Raw genomic sequence first — 21,952 nt, forward strand, 5'->3', positions numbered from 1 at the left:
TCAATTAGTTTGCTCAAAAAGTATCCTTAAAAAGTCACCAAACTACCTATGTGGTTTGTTTGGATGAATTTGGGTCAAAGTTCAGTCTTGCCCGGCCGAAGTAGACCGCATAGCATCCCTGTCAAGCACCCATCCCCATGAGGTGCTGCACAAAAACATGACAGGAGACAAGCCTTGCCATCCACCCGCTGGAGTCACTGCGGCGCCGAAGACCTGGGCGTTTTGCAGACCATCTTCTGGTCCGCCGGCGCGTCGCGCAATGCGCTGGCGCAGCGCCTGGCCTATTCCAAAAGCAAGGCCAACGCCATGGTGGCGGCGTTGCTCGATGAAGGCCTGCTCGACGAGGTGGGCCTGCAGGAATCCTCTGGCGGCCGGCGTGCCGAAACCCTTCGACTGAGCGAAACCCTGGGCGTGGTGATTGGCGCCGACCTGGGCGCGACCAGCATGCAGGTGGCGGTGATGCGGCCCGACATGACGGTGCTGGCGCGGCACCGCGAGCCGATTGATGTGCGCCAGGGGCCGGGCGTGATCCTGGCGCGGGTGCGGGCGCTGATGCGCGAGCTGCTGGCGCGCTGCGGGCTGGCGCCCAATCAGGTGATTGCCATTGGCATGGGCGTGCCGGGGCCGGTGGATTTTGAAAGCGGGCAGCTCGTCAACCCGCCGCTGATGCCCGACTGGGACGGCTTCTCGATCCGCGACTACCTGCGCGAGGCGTTTGCCGCGCCGGTGTTTGTGGACAACGACGTGAACCTGATGGCGCTGGGCGAGATGTACCGGTTGCAGCGCAATCTGCCCAACTTTTTGGTTATTAAGGTAGGCACGGGCATTGGCTGCGGCATTGTGTGCCACGGGCAGGTGTACCGGGGCGCCAATGGCTCGGCGGGCGACGTGGGCCACATTTGTGTGGACCAGCACGGCCCGCGCTGCCACTGCGGCAACCAGGGCTGTGTGGAGGCGATGGCCGCAGCGCCCGCCATGGCCCGCATGGCCATAGAGGCTGCGCAGCGCGGCGAAAGCGCGCTGCTGGCCGAGCGGCTGCAAAACACCGGCACGCTGACCATTGAAGACGTGGCCCAGGCCAGCCGTACGGGCGATGTGGCGGCCAACGCCATCATCCAGCGCGCGGGCAGCCTGGTGGGGCAGATGCTGGCGTCCATCGTCAACTTCTTCAACCCGTCGCATGTGTTCATTGCGGGGCGGGTGACGGACATGGGGCCGCTGTTCCTCGCATCGGTGCGGCAGAGCGTGTACCACCGGTCGCTGGCGCTTTCTACGCGGCACCTCGAGATTCAATACGCGCCGCTGGCCGACGATGCCGGTGTGGTGGGTGCGGGCGTGCTGGCGATGCAGGAGAGCCTGTCGCGTGCGGGCTCGATCTCCGGGTCGGGGTCGGCTGCGGGCGTTGGTGTGGGGGCAGCGCGATGAGCGTAGCCGTCGAGTTCCGCAACGTGATCAAGGAGTTTGGCCCGGTGCGCGTGCTGCACGGCGTGGGCTTTGCACTGCAGCCGGGCCGCGTGTATGGCCTGCTGGGCGAGAACGGCGCGGGCAAGTCCACGCTGATGAAGATTCTGGCGGGGTACGAGAGCCCGACCACCGGCGAGGTGGTGGTGGACGGCGCGGTGCGCGCCCCGGGCGGCGGATCGCGCGCGGCCGAGGCGCAGGGCATTGTGCTCATCCACCAGGAGTTCAACCTGGCGGACGACCTGACGATTGCGCAGAACATCTTCCTGGGCCATGAGATCAAGAAGGGCCCCTTCCTGGACGACAAGGCGATGCGCGAGAAGACGCGCGCTGCCTTGGCACAGGTGGGTTTGCCGCTGGACCCGGACACGCGGGTGCGCAAGCTCATCGTGGCTGAAAAGCAGCTGGTGGAGATTGCCCGTGCGCTGGCCCGCAATGCGCGCCTGCTCATCATGGACGAGCCCACCGCCACGCTGACCCCGGGCGAGACGGAGCGCCTGTTTGCGCTGATGGCCGGGCTCAAGGCTGCGGGCGTGACCATCATCTACATATCGCACAAGCTCGACGAAGTGGAGCGCACCACCGACGAGGTGGTGGTGATGCGCGACGGCCTGCTGGTGGCGCGCGAGGCCACGGCCAGCGTGACGCGGCGGCAAATGGCCAACCTGATGGTGGGCCGCGAGCTGGCGGATTTGTTCCCGCCCAAGCTGCCTGCGCCTGCGGGTGGAGAGCCCGCCATTAAGGCGCGCGGCCTCACGGTGCCGGGCTGGGCCGAGGACGTGAGCTTTGACGTGCGGCGCGGCGAGATTCTGGGCTTTGCCGGGCTGGTGGGCGCAGGCCGCACGGAGCTGTTCGAGGGCCTGCTGGGCCTGCGCCCGCGCTCTGCGGGCACCGTAGAGCTGGCAGGCAAGCCCGTGCAGCTGAAAAGCCCGCGCGATGCGGCGCGCCATGGCCTGACGTACCTGAGCGAAGACCGCAAGGGCAAGGGGTTGCATGTGCACTTTGGCCTGCGGCCCAACCTGACGCTGATGGCGCTGGAGCGCTACGCCAAGCCCTGGCTGAACCCCGCGGCCGAGCAGGCTGCGCTGCGCGATGCGGTGCAGGAGTTCGGCATCCGCACCGGCTCGCTGGAGGTGCGCGCGTCGTCGCTGTCGGGCGGCAACCAGCAAAAGCTGGCGCTGGCCAAGGTGCTGCACCCCGGCCCCAGCGTGGTGGTGCTGGACGAGCCCACGCGCGGCGTGGACGTGGGCGCCAAGCGCGAGATTTATCACCTGGTGCAGCGCCTGGCGGAGCAGGGGCTGGCGGTTGTGGTGATTTCGTCTGAATTGATGGAGCTGATCGGCCTGTGCCACCGCGTGGCGGTGATGCGCGCCGGGCGGCTGCAGACCACGCTGCAAGAGCCAAATTTGACCGAAGAGGAGTTGATCGCACATGCCACAGGTACCCGCTGAAAACGCCAACACTGCAGCGGGCCGCCACGGCGGCGCTACGGCCTGGTGGGGCAAGCTGCACGGGCTGGGCCCTGTCATCGGCCTGGTGCTGCTGTGCATTGCCGGCACGCTGCTTAACAGCAACTTTGCTACTTACGACAACGTGATGAACGTGCTCACGCGCACGGCCTTCATCGGCATCATCGCGGTGGGCATGTGCTTCGTCATCATCTCGGGCGGCATCGATTTGTCGGTGGGGTCGATGGCGGCGCTGATCGCGGGCTCGGTCATCCTGTTCATGAACGCGATGGCGCCGGTGCTGGGCTCGCCCATGGCGGCCGTGGTGGTGGGCATGCTGCTGGCGGTGGTGCTGGGCGCAGTGTTCGGGCTGGTGCACGGCTTGCTCATTACCAAGGGGCGCATCGAGCCTTTCATCGTCACGCTGGGCACGCTGGGCATCTTCCGCGCGTACCTCACGTACTTCTCCAACGGCGGCGCGATCACGCTGGAGAACGATCTGTCGGACATCTACAGCCCGGTGTACTACGCCAATCTGTTGGGCGTGCCCATCCCCGTGTGGATCTTCTTGCTGGTGGCTGTCATCGGCGGCGTGATCCTGAACCGCACGGCCTATGGCCGCTATGTGCAGGCCATCGGCTCCAACGAGCAGGTGGCGCAGTACGCGGCGGTGGACGTGCACAAGATCAAGATCCTCACCTACATGCTGCTCGGGGTGTGCGTGGGCATCGCCACGCTGCTGTATGTGCCGCGCCTGGGCTCTGCATCGCCCACCACGGGCCTGCTGTGGGAGCTGGAGGCGATTGCCGCCGTCATCGTGGGCGGCACCGTCTTGAAGGGCGGGGCGGGCAGCATCACCGGCACGGTGGTGGGCGCGATCCTGCTGTCGGTCATCAGCAACATCCTCAACCTCACCAGCATCATCAGTGTGTACCTGAATGCGGCGGTGCAGGGCTTCGTGATCATTGCCGTAGCGTTCATGCAGCGCGGAAAACGGTGATGGATTTTCTGGATTGGTTTTCTCGGTAGGTCGTTTGACTTTCGTGTTCCCCAGCCGGCCAGCTTCCATGGCCATATTCCAAAGCAACAGGAGACAACGCATGAACAGCCAACTTTCTTCTTTCACCCGCCGCCTGGCCCTCTCGGCCGTGGGCGCCGCCGCCTTCGCATTGGCCGCACCCGCCATGGCGCAAGCCAACAAGACGGTGGTGGGCGTGGCCATTCCTTCGGCCACGCACGGCTTTACCGGCGGCATCGTGTACTGGGCCAACCAGGCCAAGAAGGACCTGGAGAAGGCCCACCCCGGCCTGCAGGTCATCGTGAAGACCGCAGGCGGCGCGCCCGAGCAGGCCAACCAGCTGCAGGATTTGGTGACGGTGAACAAGATCAACGCATTGGTCATCTTCCCATTCGAATCGGCCGCGCTGACCAAGCCCGTGGCGCAGGTGAAGGCCAAGGGCGTGTACGTGACGGTGGTGGACCGGGGCCTGACCGACACCAGCGCGCAGGACGCCTATGTGGCCGGTGACAACACCGCGTTCGGCAAGATTCCGGCCGAGTACATCGCCAAGGCGCTGGGCGGCAAGGGCAATGTGGTGGCCATGCGCGGCATTGCGACCACGCTGGACAACGAGCGCATGGACGCGTTCAACAGCGTGCTGAAGAACCACCCCGGCATCAAGCTGCTGGACGCGAAATACGCCAACTGGAACCGCGACGATGCCTTCAAGGTGATGCAGGATTACCTCACCCGCTTCCCGCAGATCGACGCGGTGTGGGCCGCCGACGACGACATGGCCGTGGGCGTGCTCAAGGCCATCGAGCAGGCCAAGCGCAAGGACATCAAGCTGGTGTTTGGCGGCGCGGGTGCCAAGGGCATGATCAAGACGCTGATGGATGGCAGCAACCCTCTCATCCAGGCCAACGTGTCGTACAGCCCCAAGTTCATCTACGACTCGATCAAGCTCACGGCCGAGGCTCGGATCAAGGGCGAGAAGCTGCCTGCCAACACCATCATTCCGTCCGTGCTGATCACGAAGGAAACGGCGAAGGACTTTTACTTTCCTGATTCGCCGTTTTGATGGCGTCAATGTGAGTCAAGTTGCCTGATCAGGAACATCCCTCAGATGAGGACATCAGCCCGTGCACCCGCAGCGGCGCTGGGGGTTGACCCCCTCTCCCCTCGCGGGAGAGGGTGGGGGAGAGGGGGGCTGCATTCCGCGCCGCGCCCGTTCCATCCCCCTCTCCCCGGCCCTCTCCCACCAGGGGAGAGGGAGTGGGGGGCGATCTGAGATGTGTGAAAAATCAAGCCAAATTGACCTATAGCGCTTATCCAATAAGCGCTAGTAGCTATTGAAAACATAGCTGCTAGTCGCTTCGAACCTGCAACCCCACGTCCCTTGGAGCCTTCATGCCAAGACCCGTCACCCTCTTCACCGGCCAGTGGGCCGACCTGCCGTTGGCAGAACTCGCGCCCCTGGCCAAAAGCATGGGCTATGACGGCCTGGAGCTGGCCTGCTGGGGCGGTCATTTCAACGTGCAGGAGGCGCTGTCGTCGCCCCAGTACGTCAAAAACAAACATGCACTGCTGGCCCAGCACGGCCTGCAGTGTTTTGCCATCGGCAACCACCTGGTAGGCCAAGCCGTGTGCGATCTGATCGACGAGCGCCACCAGTCCATCCTGCCGCCTCATGTGTGGGGCGATGGCGAGCCCGAGGGTGTGCGCCAGCGGGCAGCGGCCGAGCTGGCAGACACGGCGCGCGCTGCCGCGAAGTTTGGCGTGAAGACGGTCACGGGCTTCACGGGCTCGTCCGTGTGGCATTCGATCTATGCCTTTCCGCCCACCACGCAGGCGTATTGGGACAAGGGCTTTGCTGATTTTGCGAAGCGCTTTGGCCCCATCCTCGATGTGTTCGAGCAGCACGACATCAACTTCGCGCTGGAGGTGCACCCCACCGAAATCGCGTTCGACATCGCATCGGCCGAGCGCGCGATTGCAGCCGTGGGCGGCAACAAGCGCTTTGGCTTCAACTACGACCCCAGCCACCTGGCTTACCAGGGCGTGGACTACGTGAAGTTCATCCGCCAGTTTGCCGGCCGCATCTACAACGCCCACATGAAGGACGTGTGGTGGGGCAAGGGCGATGGCACGGTGGGCACCTTTGGCGGGCACACCAGCTTTGGCGATGCGCGGCGCAACTGGGACTTTCGCAGCGTGGGGCGCGGGATGATCGATTTCGAATCCATCATCGTCGCGCTCAACGACATCGGCTACCAGGGCCCGCTTTCCGTGGAGTGGGAGGACAGTCGCATGGACCGCGTGCACGGCGCCACGGAGAGTGCGGCGTTCTGCAAGCGGCTCGACTTCAAGCCCGCTGCCGGCGCGTTCGACGCCGTGTTTGCGCGCGACAAGCAGGCCTAGCCGCACGCCGTCCACAAAACCGAAAACAACAACACACAGCGAGCAAAGGCGTTTCGTATGTCCAGTCCCCAAAAGCTCCGCTACGCCATGGTCGGCGGCGGCCACGGCGCCTTCATCGGCGCGGTGCACCGCAAGGCCATGGCGCTCGACGGCCAGTTCGAGCTGGTGGCCGGTGCGCTGTCATCCTCGCCCGAGCGGGCCCGCGCATCCGGCGCCGAACTGGGTCTGGCGGACGACCGCAACCACGGCAGCTGGCAGGACCTGCTGGCCGACGAACTGCGCCGCCCCGCACATGAGCGCATCGACCTGGTGAGCATCGTCACCCCCAACCATGTGCACCACCCGGTGGCCCTGGCGTTTGTGCAGGCGGGCTTCCATGTGGTGTGCGACAAGCCGCTGGTGCACACCAGCGCGCAGGCCGACGAGCTGGTGGCCGCCGTGAAGAGGGCGGGCACCGTGTTCGGCGTGACCTACAACTACACCGGCTACCCCATGGTGCGCGAGGCGCGCCACCTGGTGCACAGCGGCGTGCTGGGCCAGCTCCGCAAGATCACCGTCGAATACAACCAGGGCTGGCTGGCCACCGCAGTGGAAGAGGGCGGCGCCAACAAGCAGGCCGACTGGCGGCTGGACCCGGCGCGCAGCGGCAGCGCAGGCACCCTGGGCGACATCGGATCACACGCCGAAAATCTGGCCGCCACCGTCACCGGCCAGCACCCCGCCTGGGTGTGTGCGGACCTCACCACCTTTGGTGCCGGGCGGCAGCTGGACGACGACGCCCAGCTGCTGCTGCGCTACGACAGCGGCGCACGCGGCTTCATCGTGGCATCGCAGGTGGCAGCGGGGCTGGAGAACGACCTGCGCCTGCAGGTCTCGGGCACGCTGGGCACCATCACCTGGCGGCAGGAAGAGCCCAACCAGCTCATCCACTCCCCCGTGGACGGCCCGCGCCGCATCCTCACGCGCGGCTCGCCGTGGCTGTGCGAATCGGCGCGGCGCGCCGGGCGCATCCCTGCGGGGCACCCCGAGGCGTTCATCGAAGCCTTTGCCAACATCTACCTGGGTGTGGCGGCCGACATCCGCGCGCGTGCCGCTGGCTGCGCGGCCGACCCTTTGGCGGCCGACTATCCGCGCGTGGAAGATGGTGCCGAGGGGGTGCGCTTTATCGAAAAGGTGGTGGAGTCCGCTGCGAGCGAGCGCAAATGGACCGCATTGGCCCACTCTGCTGGCCCGAATGTTTGAATCAGATTGGCCCTTAGCGCTTGTCAGGAAAGCGCAGACAGCTATCTATTTGTGAGCGTTTGACGGGCCGTCTGCAGCCGTTGGTCAGTTGCCTGCCAGCTGAAACCGCTGGTCAAAGTTCATCTTGCCCAGCACACGCAGTGCCGCCGTGCGGGTGGCGTTGTCCACCTTGCTGATGTCCAGGCTGTAGCGCTTGGCGGTGGACACCACGTCCACGCTTTTGGGGCCCCACTGCACCGCGACCAGCAGGGCGGGGCGCTGGCCCGCTTCGGCACCCACCGACACACCGCGCTGCTCGGGCCGCAGCATGAATTCCAGCCGGGGGGTACGTACCAGGGTGAGGCGGTGGGCGCCCTGTGGGCCCAGCGCGAATGAGACGACCCAGTCGTCTTCGTCTTCCACCGTCAGAAATGGGACATGCTGCGGAGCGGCCATGGTGAGGGTGCTGTGGGTTGACGGGCGGGCGGATGGGCCGCCGTGGTGCGCAGCCCGGGTGCGGGCGGCCGCCAGTATGCCGTTGCAAAAGCTGTGCCGAGGTCGGGAGAACCCGAGGTTGGGCGCATCCAACGCGCTGGTGGCGTTGTCAGGCTGGTGCAAGCTGGTGTGGGGCGGGCTGGCGTTGCGCTCGCTCAGGCTGTCTTGAACGGGCTGCGTTCGTGCAGTTCGCTCAGGTACTCAGCCACCCCGGCGCCTTCGCGCTGCAGGAACCGCTCCACCGCGTCGGCAAAAGCCGGGTGCGCCAGCCAGTGGGCGCTGGTGGCTTGCACAGGCAGCAGGGCGCGGGCCATCTTGTGCTCGCCCTGGGCGCCGCCCTCAAAGCGGATCACGCCGTGCTCGATGCACCACTGCAGTGGCTGGTAGTAGCAGGCTTCGAAGTGCAGGCAGTCCACGCGCTCCAGCGCGCCCCAATACCGGCCGTAGGCCACAATGTTTTGGTCTTTTTGGCTGCCAGCGCTGGATGGTAAAGCGCTGATAGCTATCAAACTGCTAGCAATTGGCTGGCCGTCGCGCTCGGCCACAAACAGCAGCCAGGCCTCGGGCATGTGGGCCGCCATGCGGGCGAAGAAGTCCCGCGTGAGATAGGGCGGGTTGCCGTGTTCGAGGTAGGTGCGTTCGTAGCAGCGGTAGAAAAAATCCCAGTCGGCTGCGCTGATGTCCGCACCACGCGACGAACGGAAGCTGACCCCGGCATCCGCCACGCGGCGGCGCTCCTGGCGGATCTTCTTGCGCTTGTCCTGGGAGAGGCTGGCAAGGAAGTGGTCGAAGTCTTTGAAGGGTTGGCCCGAGCCGCCGCCGGGCAAGGTGCTGTCGGGGGAGGGTGCATCAGACGCAGCGGGGAGCGTGGGGGCAACGTTCTCGCCGCCGCCGGGCCGCCCCAAGGCGGTGAGGGCCCCCTCGGGGGGCAGCGAACCACGCGCAGCGGGGAGCGTGGGGGCCACATTCTTCCAATGAAATTGAACGGTGTGCCGCAGCATCAGGTCTTGCTGCGCACTGGTCAGCACGTCGTCGTCGCTGGCAAACAGGATGTGCACGGACGACACGTTTTCGTCCTCGCACCACTGGCACACGGCCTGCACCAGCAGAGCGCGTGCAGCATCGTCACGGGCCAAAAGGCGGCTGCCCGGCACGGGGGTGAAGGGCACGGCGATCACGGCCTTGGGGTAGTAGGGCACGCCGTGCTGTTCGTAGGCGCTGGCCCAGGCCCAGTCGAACACGTACTCGCCGTAGGAGTGGTTCTTGAGGTACAGCGGGCAGGCGGCAATCAGGGTGTCGCCCTCCCACAGGGTCATGAAGCGCGGCGCCCAGCCGGTGCGTGGGGTGGCGCTGTCGCTGGTCTCCAGGGCGGCCAGGTACTCGTGGCGCATGAAGGGCGTGGGGTGGCTTTGCTGGGCCAGCAGGGTGTTCCAGGCCGCAGCATCCACGTCCAGCGCAGTGGCAAGTACGCGGGCGATAATGGCAGATTCAGCCATGCACGCCCCGGTTTTGTTTTGCAAGCTGCGGGCCCGTGTGGGCGGTGTTCAACCTGGCCGCAGGGGCCGATTCCAGTTCCATGACGCTCTCCATTTGCACTGCGCAGCTCAACTTTGTTGTGGGCGATATGCCCGGCAACGCCCAAAAGATCATTGCGGCGGCCCGCGAGGCTTATGCCCAGGGCGCCCGTTTGCTGCTGACGCCTGAGCTGGCGATTTGCGGCTATGCGGCCGAAGACCTGTTCCTGCGCCCCGCCTTCATTGCGGCCTGTGATGATGCCGTGAAAACCGTGGCCCGCGAGACTGCGGGGTTGAAAGGCCTGGCCATCGTGCTGGGCCACCCGCAGGCCGTGGCGCCCGATGCTCCGGCGTTCAGCGCTTGCTTCAATGCCGCCAGCCTGCTGCGCGATGGGCAGATCGAGCAGACCTATGCCAAGCGCGAACTGCCCAACTACCAGGTGTTTGACGAGCGCCGCTACTTTGTGGCGGGCGACAAGCCTTGCATCTTCGAGGTGGAAGGCGTGCGCGTGGGGGTGCTGGTGTGCGAAGACGCGTGGTTTGCCACCCCTGCACGCGATGCTGCCGCAGCGGGGGCACAAATGCTGGCGGTGATCAATGCATCGCCTTTCCACCTGGGCAAGAGCGCCGAGCGCGAAGCCACCATGCGCGAGCGTGTGGCCGAGACGGGTTTGCCGCTGGTGTACGCGCACCTGGTCGGCGGGCAGGATGAGGTGGTGTTTGAAGGCCGCTCGTTCGCGCTCAACGCCGATGGCTTGGTGGCCTGCCGGGGGCCAGGTTTTGAAGAAAAACTGGTGTTTGCGCAGGTCCATCAAGTGCAATCAGCTATCAAAATTGAAGCAGAGGTGGCCCCGGAGAAAAGCCTGGAGGCCGACCTGTGGGATGCCCTGGTGCTGGGCGTGCGCGACTATGTGGGCAAGAACGGCTTCCCCGGTGCGCTGCTCGGGCTGTCGGGGGGCATCGATTCGGCCCTGGTGCTGGCGATTGCCGTGGATGCGCTGGGGGCCGACAAGGTGCGCACGGTGATGATGCCTTCGCCCTACACGGCCGACATCAGCTGGATCGATGCGCGCGACATGGCCGAGCGCCTGGGCGTGCGCTACGACGAGATCTCCATCAAGCCGCAGTTCGAGGCCTTCAAGGCCGCACTGGCCAGCGATTTTGCAGGGCTGCCCGAAGACACGACCGAAGAAAACCTGCAGGCGCGCATCCGGGGCACGCTGCTCATGGCGCTGTCCAACAAGTTCGGCTCCATCGTGCTCACCACGGGCAACAAGAGCGAGATGTCCACGGGCTACTGCACGCTGTACGGTGACATGGCAGGGGGCTTCGCCGTGATCAAGGACGTGGCCAAGACCCGCGTGTTCGACCTGGCCCGCTGGCGCAACGCCAACGACCCGTATGGCACGGGCGCCAGTCCGATTCCAGAGCGCATCATCACGCGCCCGCCCAGCGCCGAGCTGCGGCCCGACCAGAAAGACCAGGACAGCCTGCCGCCCTACGAGGTGCTGGACGCCATCGTGGCGCGCTACATGGAGAACGACGAGCCCATCGAGTCCATCATCGCCAGCGGCTTTGAACGTGCCGATGTGGAGCGTGTCACGCGCCTCATCAAGCTCAACGAGTACAAGCGCCGCCAGGCGCCGGTAGGGATTCGCGTCACGCGCCGCAGCTTTGGCAAGGACTGGCGTTACCCTATCACCAGCAAATTCAGGGCGTGACGCTTCGGCGCTGCGCTTTCAGCCCCCATTTTTTTACATCCTCCAGGAGACCCGCCATGAAAATGATCACCGCCGTCATCAAGCCCTTCAAGCTCGAAGAAGTCCGCGAAGCCCTGGCCGAGTGTGGCGTGACCGGTCTCACCGTGACCGAGGTGAAGGGTTTTGGCCGTCAAAAGGGCCACACCGAGCTGTACCGTGGCGCCGAGTACGTGGTGGACTTCCTGCCCAAGGTCAAGGTCGAGGTTGTCGTGAAAACCGAGGACGTGGACCGCTGTGTGGACGCCATCGTGAATGTGGCCCGCACCGGCAAGATTGGCGACGGCAAGATTTTTGTGACGGCTGTGGAGCGTGTGGTGCGTATCCGTACTGGGGATCTGGACGACGCGGCTGTGTAAGGCTCCCCCCTGAGTCGCTGCGCGCCTTCCCCCTGAGGGGGACGCCACCAGTGGCCTGGCAAAGCCAGTTCCACGGTGGCGCTGGCCTTGCGCTGCGCCAGTTTTTGAAGGCCGTTAGATTACCGAGCGCAGCGGGACGGGCGCTTGGTCGGGGCCGGCGTCTTGCACCAGCGTGCGCAGCAGTGCCTCGGCATCGGTAGAGGCGTGCAGCAGGCCCATCTGCCATTCGCCCATGAAGCCGCTGGCCACGCTGGTCTGCAGAAAGCCCAGCAGGCCGTCGTAGTAGCCGGCCACATTGAGCAGGCCCAGGGGCTTGTCGTGGTAGCCCAACTGGCGCCAAGTCCACACTTCAAACAGTTCTTCAAAAGTGCCGATGCCGCCGGGCAGGGCCAAAAAGGCATCGCTGCGCTCGGCCATCATGGCCTTGCGTTCGTGCATGGTCTGCACGATGTGCAGCTCGTCGCATTGGCGGTTGGCCAGCTCTTTATCGACCAGCGCCTGGGGAATCACGCCCACCACGCGCCCGCCCGCAAGCCGAGTGGCTTCGGCCACCGTACCCATGAGGCCGCTGCGGCCGCCGCCATACACCAGCTGGCCGCCGTGCTGGCCAATCCATTGGCCCACCGCTTTGGCAGCGTCGGCAAAGGCCGCGTTCTCGCCAGGTCGCGAGCCGCAATACACACACACGGAAAAAGTCGGTTCAGCCATGGAAAATCCTCTGAAAAACCGCTGCACCCCAGATGCCCGCGCACAGCAGCAAGGCCAGCAGCACGGCAGCGCTGCCCATGTCCTTGGCGCGTTTGGAAAGGTCGTGCCACTCGGGGCCGATGCGGTCGATGGCGGTTTCGATGCCGGTGTTGAGCAACTCCACGATCATCACGATCACCACAGAGCCTGCCAGCAGCGCGGTTTCTACCCAGCTTTGCCCCAGCCAGAGAGACGCGGGCAGCAGCACCATGGCGGCAATGGCTTCCTGGCGGAATGCCTTTTCGTTCCAGCCTGCGCGAAGGCCTTCGATGGAGTACCCCGCAGCGTGCCAGATGCGGTTCAAGCCCGTGCGGGCCTTCTGGGGGTTGGCGGGCGCGGAGGACTCGGGTGGGGACAGGGGCATAGGGATATTGTGTCGCAGCCGCATGACAGCGGGCGTTGCAGCCTGCGCGCGGGTGCTACTTTTTCGGAAGCTCGAAGTGCACCAGGCGCGTGCCTGCCAGGGCGTCGTGCCAAAACTGCCGCTCTGGATGAAAGCGGCTCAGGATGGCCCAGATGGCAACCCAGCCGAACAGCAGCACCAGCACTTCAATGGCCGAGACCCCCAACAGATAGGCTGCCAAGGGCGGCAGGAACCACACCCAGCTCAGCAGGTAGCGCAGCAGCGCACGCGCCTGGGTGATGGGTTGCCCGGCGGTGTCCACCACACGGATGAGCCAGGTCTTTTGAGCCAGGGTCTGGCCTTTGGCCCAGAACCAGGTGAAGTAAATGCCAAACACCACAAACAGAAAGGCCTGCAGGGCGTGCCGGTTGTCCAGGGCGTGGCGGGTTTGGCTCAGGGTGCCGAACAGGTAGCCTGCAATGAAGACCACCCCGAACATGAGCATGCCCTCATACAGCCAGCAGGCCATGCGGCGCCACAAATTGGGCGTGGGGCCGAGGGCGGCGGAAGAGGTCTTTGCAGAGAGGGATGCCTGCGGTGCAGGGGCGGGAGGGGTGGCGGTCATTCCAGAGGGCGAAAGCAAGGCGGAGAGTGTCGGCCAGCGACGGGACTACTGAGGATACAGGCCGGAGTTGTCGGGAGTGACCATGGGCGCTGTTGTCGCAGGTGTTTCTGCGGAACCTGCGCCCAGAGGGGGGAGTGCTGCCGGTACTGCCACCGGAATCGAGACGGGCGCCGTCTCGACCACGTTGGAGGCCGGATTTTGTGTGGGCACGCCGGTCGCCGGGGGCGCCGTGGGGGTGACCGGTGCCGCCACACGGGGGGCGCTGTGGTCGAGCACGGGCGGAATCTTCGGTGCGTTGGGGCGGCTGGGGTTGGCCTGCGTGGCCGCCGGAACCTGGGCCAGCTTCTTGGGCGACACGGGGCGCAAGGCCGTGGCGGCGCCCTTGGGCTTGGGGGCGGCACGCGCAGCCAGCGCACGTTTTTCCTCGTCGGATAGCGCCTGGTAGGCCTCCCACTGGGCGCGTTTGTCGTCGCGGGCAAGCCGGTTGGTGACTGCATAGTTCAGCCGGGCCTGGTTGCGCTGCTGTGCGCTCAGGCTGGCCCAGTCCGTCATGCGGTCATGAAATTTGGCCTGTTCTTCTTCAGGAAGCGCCGAGAAGTTGGCGGCCAGCGCAAGCCAGCGGCGCTTTTGCGCTTCGCTGATGAGCGCCCAGCGCTCTGCCAGTGGGTACAGCGCCAGTTTCTGGGGCGTGGTCAGGGTTTCCCAGCCCGGGCCGGTCTCGACCTGTGGCACTGCCATGGTGCCAGGCCGGGTGGACGTGCGGGCATTGTTGGGGCTGGCCACCGCAGCTTCAGCCCCCGCAGGCAGCAGGGTGCCGGGTGCCATGCGCATCTGTACCAGCACCTGGCCACCCACCGCTGCGAGCACGCCCAAGAGCGCCAAAGCCAGCACGAAGGCTGGCAGGGCAGGGGAAGCGTCGGGTGAACTTGGGTGCATGCAGTACGCGGTCGGGGGCGGGGCTCAGTTCGACGGGGCAGAGGTTTTGAGGAATTGTACGAAGCCAGGGTCAGCGTAGGCTGCTGGTGGCAAATCGTCGGTCAAAAGGGCTGCATCGACTTCGGCCAGGTCATTGGCGCTGCTTTCGTCCTGGGCAATGTTGATGACCACCAGCCCCACCACCAGTGCCATCAGCGGAACGGCAGACACCAGTGCATTCCACCAGCCGCCACCCTCGTTGCCGCCACGGCCCAGCGTGGCACTGCCACCCGCATGCACCACAACGGGTGCCGCCAGACGCACCGGCACGGTGTCTTTCTTGCGCTTGGCAAGGGCTTGCATGCGCGAGGCGCGCAGCCGTTCGGAAATGTCGTAAGGCAATTCGTCGGTGCCGCTGGACAAGCGCGCCGTGACGCGCAGTGCAAAGCGCTCTGCCGCAGCTTCTGCCTGTGTCGATGGGGTCTGTACGGTGTTCATGGCTCGATTCCTTTGGCCTTCAGTGCCTTGCTGAGGGTTTGTATGGCACGAAAACAGTGCGTTTTGACGCTGCCTTCGGAGCAGCCCATGGCGGCTGCCGTTTCTGCTACATCCATTTCTTCCCAGTAACGCATCAGGAACGCTTCCCGTTGACGTGGGGGCAGCTCGGCAATCTCGGCTTCGATCCCGTGAAAGATCTGCGCCCGCCGGGTCAGATCCTCGGCGCTCTCTGCCCGTTCCCCATTTTCCGGTCCTGAATACGCTTCAAGCAGATCAAAATCCATGCCATCTTCGCCGGGACCTTCAAAGTCGCTCATGCTCGAAAACAGTGCATTGCGGGTTTTCTGGCGGCGAAACCAGTCCAGCGTGCAGTTGGAAAGTATGCGCTGGTAGAGCATGGGCAGCTCAGCCGCTGGCTTGTCACCATAGTGCTCTGCCAGCTTGAGCATGCTGTCCTGCACGATGTCGAGCGCCGCTTCCTCATTGCGAACGTGGTAGACCGAGCGCTTGAATGCGCGCTTTTCTACACTTTTGAGGAAGTCGGAGAGTTCTCGTTCGGTTGCCAAGACGGGTCAGCCCGGGAGGGGATCGGTGCCGGTGAGTTCACAAAAATGTGGCTATCCGGCACGTGGAGCCTTTGATTATCGCATCCGCCGGGGTTTTTTTCGGGGGATGGCAGTTTTACATGTGTTGCAGTGCGATAATCGCCACTGCAATTCAAAGGCAAACGGGTCACGGTCCGGCGCGGCAATCATCCCGCCCATGTCCTTGGCCTCAAGTTCCAAGCTGGCTTCACAAGAGCGCGTGTTAGGAGCACCCAAGGTTTTTCGTCAGAGAAATTCACAAAGGTTGATCGATCATGGAAATCTCCAAGGCTGAAATCTCTTCAGCGGCCGCTGCTTCGCAGGGCAACACCTCCCCCGCTTCCGCTGCTCAGGACCTCATGGGTTCCGAGATCCTCATCAAGTCGCTTCAGGCTGAGAACGTCCAGTACATCTGGGGCTATCCCGGCGGTGCAGTTCTCTACATCTACGACGCGCTCTACAAACAAGACACCATCCAGCACGTGCTGGTGCGCCATGAGCAGGCCGCCGTGCACGCTGCCGACGGCTATGCCCGCGCCACGGGTGAAGTGGGCGTTGCGCTGGTCACATCCGGCCCAGGTCTCACCAACGCAGTGACCGGTATCGCTACGGCGTACATGGACAGCATCCCGATGGTGATCATTTCCGGACAGGTGCCCACGCCCGCCATCGGGCTGGATGCCTTCCAGGAGTGCGACACGGTCGGTATTACCCGCCCCATCGTCAAACACAATTTCCTCGTCAAGGACCCGCGCGATCTGGCCATGACGATGAAGAAGGCCTTCCACATTGCCCGCACCGGCCGCCCCGGCCCCGTGGTGGTGGATGTGCCCAAGGACGTTTCCTTCAAGAAGGTGCCGTACAGTGGCTATCCACAAAGCGTGGAAATGCGCTCGTACAACCCTGTGCGCAAGGGCCATGGTGGTCAGATTCGCAAGGCGCTGCAACTCCTGCTGGCGGCCAAGCGTCCCTACATCTACACCGGCGGTGGCGTGCTGCTGGGCAATGCCACCAATGAGTTGCGCACGCTGGTGGACATGCTGGGCTACCCGGTCACCAACACGCTGATGGGCCTGGGTGCATACCCCGCATCGGACCGCAAGTTCCTGGGCATGCTGGGCATGCACGGCACCATCGAGGCCAACAACGCCATGCAGAACTGCGACGTGCTGCTGGCTGTGGGCGCGCGTTTTGATGACCGCGTGATCGGCAACCCCAAGCACTTTGCGCAGAACGACCGCAAGATCATCCACGTTGATATTGACCCGTCGAGCATTTCCAAGCGCGTGAAGGTCGATATCCCGATCGTCGGCGACGTCAAGGACGTGCTCACCGAGCTGATCTCCATGATCCGCGAGAGCAGCACGCGCCCTGACTCGGGTGCTCTGGCCGCCTGGTGGGACACCATTGAAGGCTGGCGCAAGCGCGACTGCCTCAAGTACAGCATGGGCAGCCCAGACGTCATCAAGCCCCAGTACGTGGTCGAAACGCTGTGGAACATGACCAAGGACGCGGACACCTACATCACGTCCGACGTGGGCCAGCACCAGATGTGGGCCGCGCAGTACTACCGCTTTGACGAGCCACGCCGCTGGATCAACTCTGGCGGCCTGGGCACCATGGGCGTGGGCATCCCGTACGCCATGGGTATCAAGCTGGCAAAGCCGCAGTCCGAGGTGTTCTGTATCACTGGCGAAGGCTCGGTGCAGATGAACATCCAGGAGCTGTCCACCTGCCTGCAGTACAACACGCCGATCAAGATCTGCTCGCTGAACAACCGCTACTTGGGCATGGTGCGGCAGTGGCAGGAGATCGAATACTCCGGCCGCTACAGCCACAGCTACATGGACGCGCTGCCCAACTTCGTGAAGCTGGCAGAGGCGTACGGCCATGTGGGCATGTTGATCGAGAGTCCCAAGGACGTAGAGCCCGCTCTGCGCGAAGCCCGCAAGCTCAAGGACCGCACCGTGTTCATGGACTTCCGCACCGACCCCACCGAGAACGTGTTCCCGATGGTCCAGGCCGGCAAGGGCATTACCGAGATGCTGCTGGGGTCGGAGGACCTTTAAGCCAAATCGGCCTCCAGCGCTTGTTCGTCAAGCGCTACCAGCTATCGAATAGATAGCATTCACTTTTTTGACGAATCTATTGCCTGCCAAGCCCGTGCATTACCGTGCACGGGGGAGGGCAGCGAAAAGAGGAATCTGCACCTATGAAACACATCATTGCCGTTCTGCTGGAAAACGAACCCGGTGCGCTGTCGCGCGTTGTCGGCCTGTTTTCTGCCCGTGGTTACAACATCGAATCGCTCACCGTGGCGCCCACTGAGGATCCATCGCTCTCGCGCATGACGATCCAGACCACGGGCTCCGACGATGTGATCGAACAGATCACCAAGCACCTGAACCGCCTCATTGAGGTCGTGAAGGTGGTGGATCTCACCGAAGGTGCCTACACCGAGCGCGAGCTCATGATGGTGAAGGTGCGCGCGGTGGGCAAGGAGCGCGAGGAGATGAAGCGCATGGCCGACATCTTCCGAGGCCGCATCATCGACGTGACCGAGAAGAGCTACACGATTGAGCTGACCGGCGACCAGTCGAAGAACGACGCTTTTCTGCAGGCCATTGACCGCACGGCCATCTTGGAAACCGTACGTACGGGTGCCAGCGGCATAGGCCGCGGCGAGCGCATCTTGCGCGTGTAAGACAATTCACCCCGTTTTTCCCATTTCAACCCCAACAACGCATTTCAACCGGAGCGACCCATGAAAGTTTTCTACGACAAAGACACCGACCTGAGCCTGATCAAAGGCAAGACCGTGGCCATCATCGGCTACGGCTCGCAGGGCCATGCCCACGCACAAAACCTGAACGACAGTGGCGTGAAGGTCGTGGTCGGCCTGCGCAAGGGTGGTGCATCGTGGGACAAGGTCGGCAAGGCCGGCCTGACGGTTCTGGAAGTCAACGACGCCGTCAAATCCGCTGACGTGGTCATGATCCTGCTGCCTGACGAAGACATCGCAGCCGTCTACAAGAACAACGTCGAGCCCAACATCAAGCAAGGCGCCTCGCTGGCCTTTGCCCACGGCTTCAACGTGCACTACAACCAGGTCGTGCCCCGTGCTGACCTGGACGTGTGGATGGTCGCCCCCAAGGCCCCTGGCCACACCGTGCGCAACACCTATACCCAAGGCGGCGGCGTGCCCCACCTGGTCGCTGTGCACCAGGACAAGTCCGGCAAGGCCCGTGACCTGGCCCTGAGCTACGCAGCTGCCAACGGTGGCGGCAAGGCCGGCATCATCGAGACCAACTTCAAGGAAGAAACCGAGACCGACCTGTTCGGCGAACAAGCCGTGCTGTGCGGCGGTGCCGTCGAGCTGATCAAGATGGGTTACGAAACCCTGGTCGAAGCCGGCTACGCCCCTGAAATGGCCTACTTCGAGTGCCTGCACGAGCTCAAGCTCATCGTCGACCTGATCTACGAAGGCGGCATTGCCAACATGAACTACTCGATCTCGAACAACGCCGAGTACGGCGAGTACGTGACGGGGCCTGAAGTGATCAACGAGCAGTCGCGCGCCGCCATGCGCAATGCCTTGAAGCGCATCCAGAACGGCGAATACGCCAAGATGTTCATCCAAGAAGGTCGCCTGAACTACCCGAGCATGACGGCCCGCCGCCGCAATACGGCCGACCACAGCATCGAAAAGGTGGGCGGCCAGCTGCGCGCGATGATGCCCTGGATCGCCAAGAACAAGCTGGTCGATCAGACCCGCAACTGATTCTCCATCGCTGGAGCATCACGAGGCCACTTCGGTGGCCTTTTTCGTTGGCGGTCGGTCCTGTTGGCAGGCGCTACACTGCGACCTTCGCCTTGATGGCGCGCGGCGATCTGTCTGTGCAGCGGGAATTGCCGGATACTATAAATTTAATAGCTGCTCACGCAATATGGGCAAGCGCTGGAGGTCAATTTAATGCATGACGGCAATGAATCCACCGACAACCCCGGTGTGATGGTGCGCAAACGGCGCAAGGGCATCTACATCCTGCCCAACCTGTTCACGCTGGCGGCATTGTTTGGGGGCTTCTATTCGATCGTGATGGCCATGAACGGCCGTTTCGATATGGCGGCCGTGGGCGTTTTTTGTGCGATGGTGCTCGACAGTCTTGATGGCCGGGTAGCGCGCATGACCAATACCCAGAGTGCGTTTGGCGAGCAGATGGATTCGCTCTCCGACATGGTGTCCTTTGGGGCGGCGCCTGCCCTGATCGCCTATGAGTGGTCCCTCCAGGGGCTGGGCCGCTGGGGCTGGATTGCCGCATTTGTGTACTGCGCCTGTGCCGCGCTTCGCCTAGCGCGCTTCAATGTGAATACCGGCGTGGTGGACAAGCGCTATTTTCAGGGGCTGCCTTCGCCAGCCGCTGCAGCTTTGGTGGCGGGGTTCATCTGGCTGATGACCGAGCTGGGCGTGCATCCTGGTGAAGACCACTGGCTGACCTGGAGTCAGACGACCTGGATCATGTTCGCATTCACGCTGTACGCGGGGCTCACCATGGTGACCAATGTGCCGTTCTACAGCTTCAAGGATGTGCAGATGAAAAAGAGCGTGCCTTTTGCAGCCATTGTGCTGATCGCGCTGGGCATTGCCATCATCAACATCCACCCGCCCATCGTGCTGTTTGGTGTGTTCGTGTTCTACGGCCTGAGCGGTTACGGCGTGTACGCCTGGCGCAAGGCCAAAGGGCAGCACAGCAGCGTGATCAGCACCTCGACGGACGAACCGGACGAACGTGGACTGCACAAGTGATTGGAATGATGTCTGGCCAGTTGTGCTACATTGCACCGCATGAATACGTTTGCACTGGCCCTACTGCTACCTCCCCACGGGCGGAGACAGTAGGCGCACGCGCACACTTTTTCCACAAAGGCCCGTATGCACCCGCAACGGGCCTTTTGTTTTGGGCGCCAGATTTTTAGTGTTGCGGGCCAATCCCACCCCACCAGTACCAGGAGAAACAACATGGCTGACAAACTCATCATTTTCGACACCACCTTGCGCGATGGCGAGCAGTCCCCCGGCGCCTCGATGACCAAGGATGAGAAGCTGCGCATTGCCCGCCAGCTGGAGCGCCTGAAGGTGGACGTGATCGAGGCCGGTTTTGCGGCCAGCTCGAACGGCGATTTCGAGGCGGTGCAGGCGATAGCCAATGCCATCAGGGAGTCCACCATCTGCTCGCTGTCACGCGCCAATGACCGCGACATTTCCCGCGCAGCTGAAGCGCTTGCAGGGGCGAACAGTGCGCGCATCCATACGTTCATTGCCACCAGCCCGCTGCACATGGAAAAGAAGCTGCGCATGACGCCAGAGCAGGTGCTTGAGCAGGCCAAGCAGTCGGTGCGTTTTGCGCGCAACCTGGTGGGAGATATTGAGTTCAGCCCCGAAGATGGCTACCGCAGCGACCCAGACTTCCTGTGCCGCGTGCTCGAAGCTGTGATCGCCGAGGGTGCCACGACCATCAATGTGCCCGACACCGTGGGCTACGCCATCCCCGAGCTGTACGGCAACTTCATCAAGACCCTGCGTGAGCGCATTCCCAACAGCGACAAGGCCATCTGGTCCGTGCACTGCCACAACGACCTCGGCATGGCCGTGGCCAATTCGCTGGCTGGTGTGAAGATTGGCGGCGCGCGCCAAGTGGAATGCACGATCAATGGTCTGGGTGAGCGCGCTGGCAACTGTTCGCTCGAAGAGGTGGTCATGGCGGTCAAGACCCGCCGCGACTATTTCAACCTCGATCTCAACATTGATACCCAGCACATCGTCGCGGCCAGCCGGATGGTCAGTCAGACCACGGGGTTCGTGGTGCAGCCGAACAAGGCCGTGGTGGGGGCCAATGCCTTTGCGCACGCCAGTGGTATCCACCAGGATGGCGTGCTCAAGGCGCGCGATACCTACGAAATCATGCGTGCCGAGGATGTGGGCTGGAGCGCCAACAAGATCGTGTTGGGCAAGCTCAGCGGCCGCAACGCCTTCAAGCAGCGCCTGCAGGAACTGGGTGTGAGCCTGGACAGTGAAACCGAAGTCAACACCGCTTTCACGCGTTTCAAGGAACTGGCCGATCGCAAGAGCGAGATTTTTGACGAGGACATCCTGGCGCTGGTGAGTGATGAGAGCGTGACCAGCGAAAGGGAGCAATATGGCTTTGTCTCTCTGTTCCAGCAGAGCGAAACGGGTGAGCACCCCCGAGCACGCATCGTCTTTACGGTAGATGGCCAGGAGGTGCGGGGCGAGTCCGAAGGAAACGGCCCTGTGGATGCCTCACTCAAGGCCATCGAATCGCATGTGAAGAGTGGTGCGGAGATGGTGCTGTACTCGGTGAACGCCATCAGCGGCTCGACAGAGAGCCAAGGCGAGGTCACCGTGCGCCTGCAGAACAGTGGCCGCGTGGTCAACGGCGTGGGAGCAGACCCCGATATCGTGGTTGCTTCGGCCAAGGCCTATCTGAGTGCGCTGAACAAGTTACAAAGTAAAGCTGACCGGGTGGCTGCACAGGGTTGAACGAT

The 21,952-nt window shown here is 63.6% G+C and carries 21 protein-coding genes; 13 read left to right on the forward strand and 8 right to left on the reverse strand.

The features are described 5' to 3' along the window. Positions 1–174: 174 nt before the first annotated feature. The 6 genes from ACSQ22_RS08330 to ACSQ22_RS08355 all read left to right on the forward strand — a co-directional run bounded on the left by ACSQ22_RS08330 (position 175) and on the right by ACSQ22_RS08355 (position 7,572). Positions 175–1,425, forward strand: coding sequence for an ROK family transcriptional regulator (locus tag ACSQ22_RS08330; RefSeq protein WP_436130023.1), 1,251 nt, complete (start codon positions 175–177; stop codon positions 1,423–1,425). Then, on the forward strand, positions 1,422–2,912 hold the full coding sequence (locus ACSQ22_RS08335) for a sugar ABC transporter ATP-binding protein (protein ID WP_436130024.1): 1,491 nt from the start codon (positions 1,422–1,424) through the stop codon (positions 2,910–2,912). The genes ACSQ22_RS08330 and ACSQ22_RS08335 overlap by 4 nt, the downstream gene beginning before the upstream one ends. Further along, positions 2,893–3,909, forward strand: a complete 1,017-nt coding sequence (locus ACSQ22_RS08340; protein ID WP_436130025.1) for an ABC transporter permease — start codon at positions 2,893–2,895, stop codon at positions 3,907–3,909. The genes ACSQ22_RS08335 and ACSQ22_RS08340 overlap by 20 nt, the downstream gene beginning before the upstream one ends. Before the next feature lie 100 nt (positions 3,910–4,009). Next, positions 4,010–4,990 (forward strand): substrate-binding domain-containing protein, encoded by a 981-nt coding sequence (locus ACSQ22_RS08345; protein ID WP_121419798.1) that lies wholly within the window; start codon positions 4,010–4,012, stop codon positions 4,988–4,990. A 329-nt stretch (positions 4,991–5,319) separates the two neighbouring features. Continuing rightward, positions 5,320–6,330 (forward strand): sugar phosphate isomerase/epimerase family protein, encoded by a 1,011-nt coding sequence (locus tag ACSQ22_RS08350; protein WP_436130026.1) that lies wholly within the window; start codon positions 5,320–5,322, stop codon positions 6,328–6,330. A 57-nt stretch (positions 6,331–6,387) separates the two neighbouring features. Continuing rightward, positions 6,388–7,572, forward strand: coding sequence for a Gfo/Idh/MocA family protein (locus ACSQ22_RS08355; RefSeq protein WP_436130027.1), 1,185 nt, complete (start codon positions 6,388–6,390; stop codon positions 7,570–7,572). 84 nt (positions 7,573–7,656) lie between these two features. Here ACSQ22_RS08355 and ACSQ22_RS08360 read toward each other — a convergent pair whose 3' ends face one another. Next, entirely contained in the window at positions 7,657–8,169 is a 513-nt protein-coding gene (locus ACSQ22_RS08360) for a hypothetical protein (RefSeq protein WP_228894848.1), read from the reverse strand. Between the two features lie 32 nt (positions 8,170–8,201). After that, on the reverse strand, positions 8,202–9,542 hold the full coding sequence (locus ACSQ22_RS08365) for a GNAT family N-acetyltransferase (protein WP_228894849.1): 1,341 nt from the start codon (positions 9,540–9,542) through the stop codon (positions 8,202–8,204). Between the two features lie 80 nt (positions 9,543–9,622). Between ACSQ22_RS08365 and ACSQ22_RS08370 the strand changes: the two genes are divergently transcribed. Then, positions 9,623–11,281 (forward strand): NAD+ synthase, encoded by a 1,659-nt coding sequence (locus ACSQ22_RS08370; protein WP_228894851.1) that lies wholly within the window; start codon positions 9,623–9,625, stop codon positions 11,279–11,281. Between the two features lie 56 nt (positions 11,282–11,337). Further along, on the forward strand, positions 11,338–11,676 hold the full coding sequence (locus tag ACSQ22_RS08375) for a P-II family nitrogen regulator (RefSeq protein WP_007857855.1): 339 nt from the start codon (positions 11,338–11,340) through the stop codon (positions 11,674–11,676). Between the two features lie 114 nt (positions 11,677–11,790). Here the strand turns inward: ACSQ22_RS08375 and ACSQ22_RS08380 are convergent, their stop codons facing one another. From ACSQ22_RS08380 to ACSQ22_RS08405, 6 genes are read right to left on the reverse strand one after another with little or no spacing between them, the layout of a single operon-like run. Beyond that, positions 11,791–12,384: a TIGR00730 family Rossman fold protein gene (locus tag ACSQ22_RS08380; RefSeq protein WP_228894852.1), complete on the reverse strand. Its 594-nt coding sequence runs from the start codon at positions 12,382–12,384 to the stop codon at positions 11,791–11,793. Then, complete coding sequence (locus ACSQ22_RS08385) at positions 12,377–12,787, reverse strand: diacylglycerol kinase (RefSeq protein WP_055393766.1); 411 nt, start codon at positions 12,785–12,787, stop codon at positions 12,377–12,379. The genes ACSQ22_RS08380 and ACSQ22_RS08385 overlap by 8 nt, the downstream gene beginning before the upstream one ends. Positions 12,788–12,842: 55 nt before the next feature. After that, positions 12,843–13,391 carry an RDD family protein gene (locus ACSQ22_RS08390; RefSeq protein WP_055393768.1) on the reverse strand — a complete coding sequence of 183 codons (549 nt, stop codon included), beginning with the start codon at positions 13,389–13,391 and terminating at the stop codon, positions 12,843–12,845. A gap of 45 nt (positions 13,392–13,436) precedes the next feature. Then, positions 13,437–14,327, reverse strand: a complete 891-nt coding sequence (locus ACSQ22_RS08395) for a DUF3106 domain-containing protein (protein ID WP_121419804.1) — start codon at positions 14,325–14,327, stop codon at positions 13,437–13,439. A 24-nt stretch (positions 14,328–14,351) separates the two neighbouring features. Continuing rightward, positions 14,352–14,804, reverse strand: a complete 453-nt coding sequence (locus tag ACSQ22_RS08400) for a DUF3619 family protein (RefSeq protein ID WP_121506719.1) — start codon at positions 14,802–14,804, stop codon at positions 14,352–14,354. Then, positions 14,801–15,370: an RNA polymerase sigma factor gene (locus ACSQ22_RS08405; protein WP_121419806.1), complete on the reverse strand. Its 570-nt coding sequence runs from the start codon at positions 15,368–15,370 to the stop codon at positions 14,801–14,803. Before ACSQ22_RS08405 ends, ACSQ22_RS08400 begins: the two co-directional genes overlap by 4 nt. Positions 15,371–15,663: 293 nt before the next feature. Between ACSQ22_RS08405 and ACSQ22_RS08410 the strand changes: the two genes are divergently transcribed. The 5 genes from ACSQ22_RS08410 to ACSQ22_RS08430 all read left to right on the forward strand — a co-directional run bounded on the left by ACSQ22_RS08410 (position 15,664) and on the right by ACSQ22_RS08430 (position 21,947). Then, entirely contained in the window at positions 15,664–17,457 is a 1,794-nt protein-coding gene (locus ACSQ22_RS08410) for an acetolactate synthase 3 catalytic subunit (RefSeq protein ID WP_121506718.1), read from the forward strand. Positions 17,458–17,600: 143 nt separating this feature from the next. Next, entirely contained in the window at positions 17,601–18,092 is a 492-nt protein-coding gene (gene ilvN, locus ACSQ22_RS08415) for an acetolactate synthase small subunit (protein ID WP_007857867.1), read from the forward strand. Positions 18,093–18,152: 60 nt separating this feature from the next. Further along, positions 18,153–19,169: a ketol-acid reductoisomerase gene (gene ilvC / locus ACSQ22_RS08420; protein WP_436130028.1), complete on the forward strand. Its 1,017-nt coding sequence runs from the start codon at positions 18,153–18,155 to the stop codon at positions 19,167–19,169. A gap of 192 nt (positions 19,170–19,361) precedes the next feature. Beyond that, positions 19,362–20,195 carry a CDP-diacylglycerol--serine O-phosphatidyltransferase gene (gene pssA / locus ACSQ22_RS08425; protein WP_055393781.1) on the forward strand — a complete coding sequence of 278 codons (834 nt, stop codon included), beginning with the start codon at positions 19,362–19,364 and terminating at the stop codon, positions 20,193–20,195. A 213-nt stretch (positions 20,196–20,408) separates the two neighbouring features. Then, complete coding sequence (locus tag ACSQ22_RS08430) at positions 20,409–21,947, forward strand: 2-isopropylmalate synthase (protein ID WP_121419808.1); 1,539 nt, start codon at positions 20,409–20,411, stop codon at positions 21,945–21,947. Positions 21,948–21,952 lie beyond the last annotated feature (5 nt).

Source organism: Acidovorax sp. LjRoot38 (assembly GCF_964252975.1).
GTDB lineage: Bacteria > Pseudomonadota > Gammaproteobacteria > Burkholderiales > Burkholderiaceae_C > Acidovorax > Acidovorax facilis.

Excerpts from the sequence above, each read along its gene's own strand:
- pssA (WP_055393781.1), top strand. The coding sequence starts at position 19,362 with ATGCATGACGGCAATGAATCCACCGACAACCCCGGTGTGATGGTGCGC.
- ACSQ22_RS08375 (WP_007857855.1), top strand. The coding sequence starts at position 11,338 with ATGAAAATGATCACCGCCGTCATCAAGCCCTTCAAGCTCGAAGAAGTC.
- ACSQ22_RS08380 (WP_228894852.1), bottom strand. The coding sequence starts at position 12,384 with ATGGCTGAACCGACTTTTTCCGTGTGTGTGTATTGCGGCTCGCGACCT.
- ACSQ22_RS08350 (WP_436130026.1), top strand. The coding sequence starts at position 5,320 with ATGCCAAGACCCGTCACCCTCTTCACCGGCCAGTGGGCCGACCTGCCG.
- ACSQ22_RS08345 (WP_121419798.1), top strand. The coding sequence starts at position 4,010 with ATGAACAGCCAACTTTCTTCTTTCACCCGCCGCCTGGCCCTCTCGGCC.
- ACSQ22_RS08385 (WP_055393766.1), bottom strand. The coding sequence starts at position 12,787 with ATGCCCCTGTCCCCACCCGAGTCCTCCGCGCCCGCCAACCCCCAGAAG.
- ilvN (WP_007857867.1), top strand. The coding sequence starts at position 17,601 with ATGAAACACATCATTGCCGTTCTGCTGGAAAACGAACCCGGTGCGCTG.
- ACSQ22_RS08365 (WP_228894849.1), bottom strand. The coding sequence starts at position 9,542 with ATGGCTGAATCTGCCATTATCGCCCGCGTACTTGCCACTGCGCTGGAC.
- ACSQ22_RS08410 (WP_121506718.1), top strand. The coding sequence starts at position 15,664 with ATGGAAATCTCCAAGGCTGAAATCTCTTCAGCGGCCGCTGCTTCGCAG.
- ilvC (WP_436130028.1), top strand. The coding sequence starts at position 18,153 with ATGAAAGTTTTCTACGACAAAGACACCGACCTGAGCCTGATCAAAGGC.
- ACSQ22_RS08370 (WP_228894851.1), top strand. The coding sequence starts at position 9,623 with ATGACGCTCTCCATTTGCACTGCGCAGCTCAACTTTGTTGTGGGCGAT.
- ACSQ22_RS08355 (WP_436130027.1), top strand. The coding sequence starts at position 6,388 with ATGTCCAGTCCCCAAAAGCTCCGCTACGCCATGGTCGGCGGCGGCCAC.
- ACSQ22_RS08335 (WP_436130024.1), top strand. The coding sequence starts at position 1,422 with ATGAGCGTAGCCGTCGAGTTCCGCAACGTGATCAAGGAGTTTGGCCCG.
- ACSQ22_RS08340 (WP_436130025.1), top strand. The coding sequence starts at position 2,893 with ATGCCACAGGTACCCGCTGAAAACGCCAACACTGCAGCGGGCCGCCAC.
- ACSQ22_RS08430 (WP_121419808.1), top strand. The coding sequence starts at position 20,409 with ATGGCTGACAAACTCATCATTTTCGACACCACCTTGCGCGATGGCGAG.
- ACSQ22_RS08390 (WP_055393768.1), bottom strand. The coding sequence starts at position 13,391 with ATGACCGCCACCCCTCCCGCCCCTGCACCGCAGGCATCCCTCTCTGCA.
- ACSQ22_RS08395 (WP_121419804.1), bottom strand. The coding sequence starts at position 14,327 with ATGCACCCAAGTTCACCCGACGCTTCCCCTGCCCTGCCAGCCTTCGTG.
- ACSQ22_RS08400 (WP_121506719.1), bottom strand. The coding sequence starts at position 14,804 with ATGAACACCGTACAGACCCCATCGACACAGGCAGAAGCTGCGGCAGAG.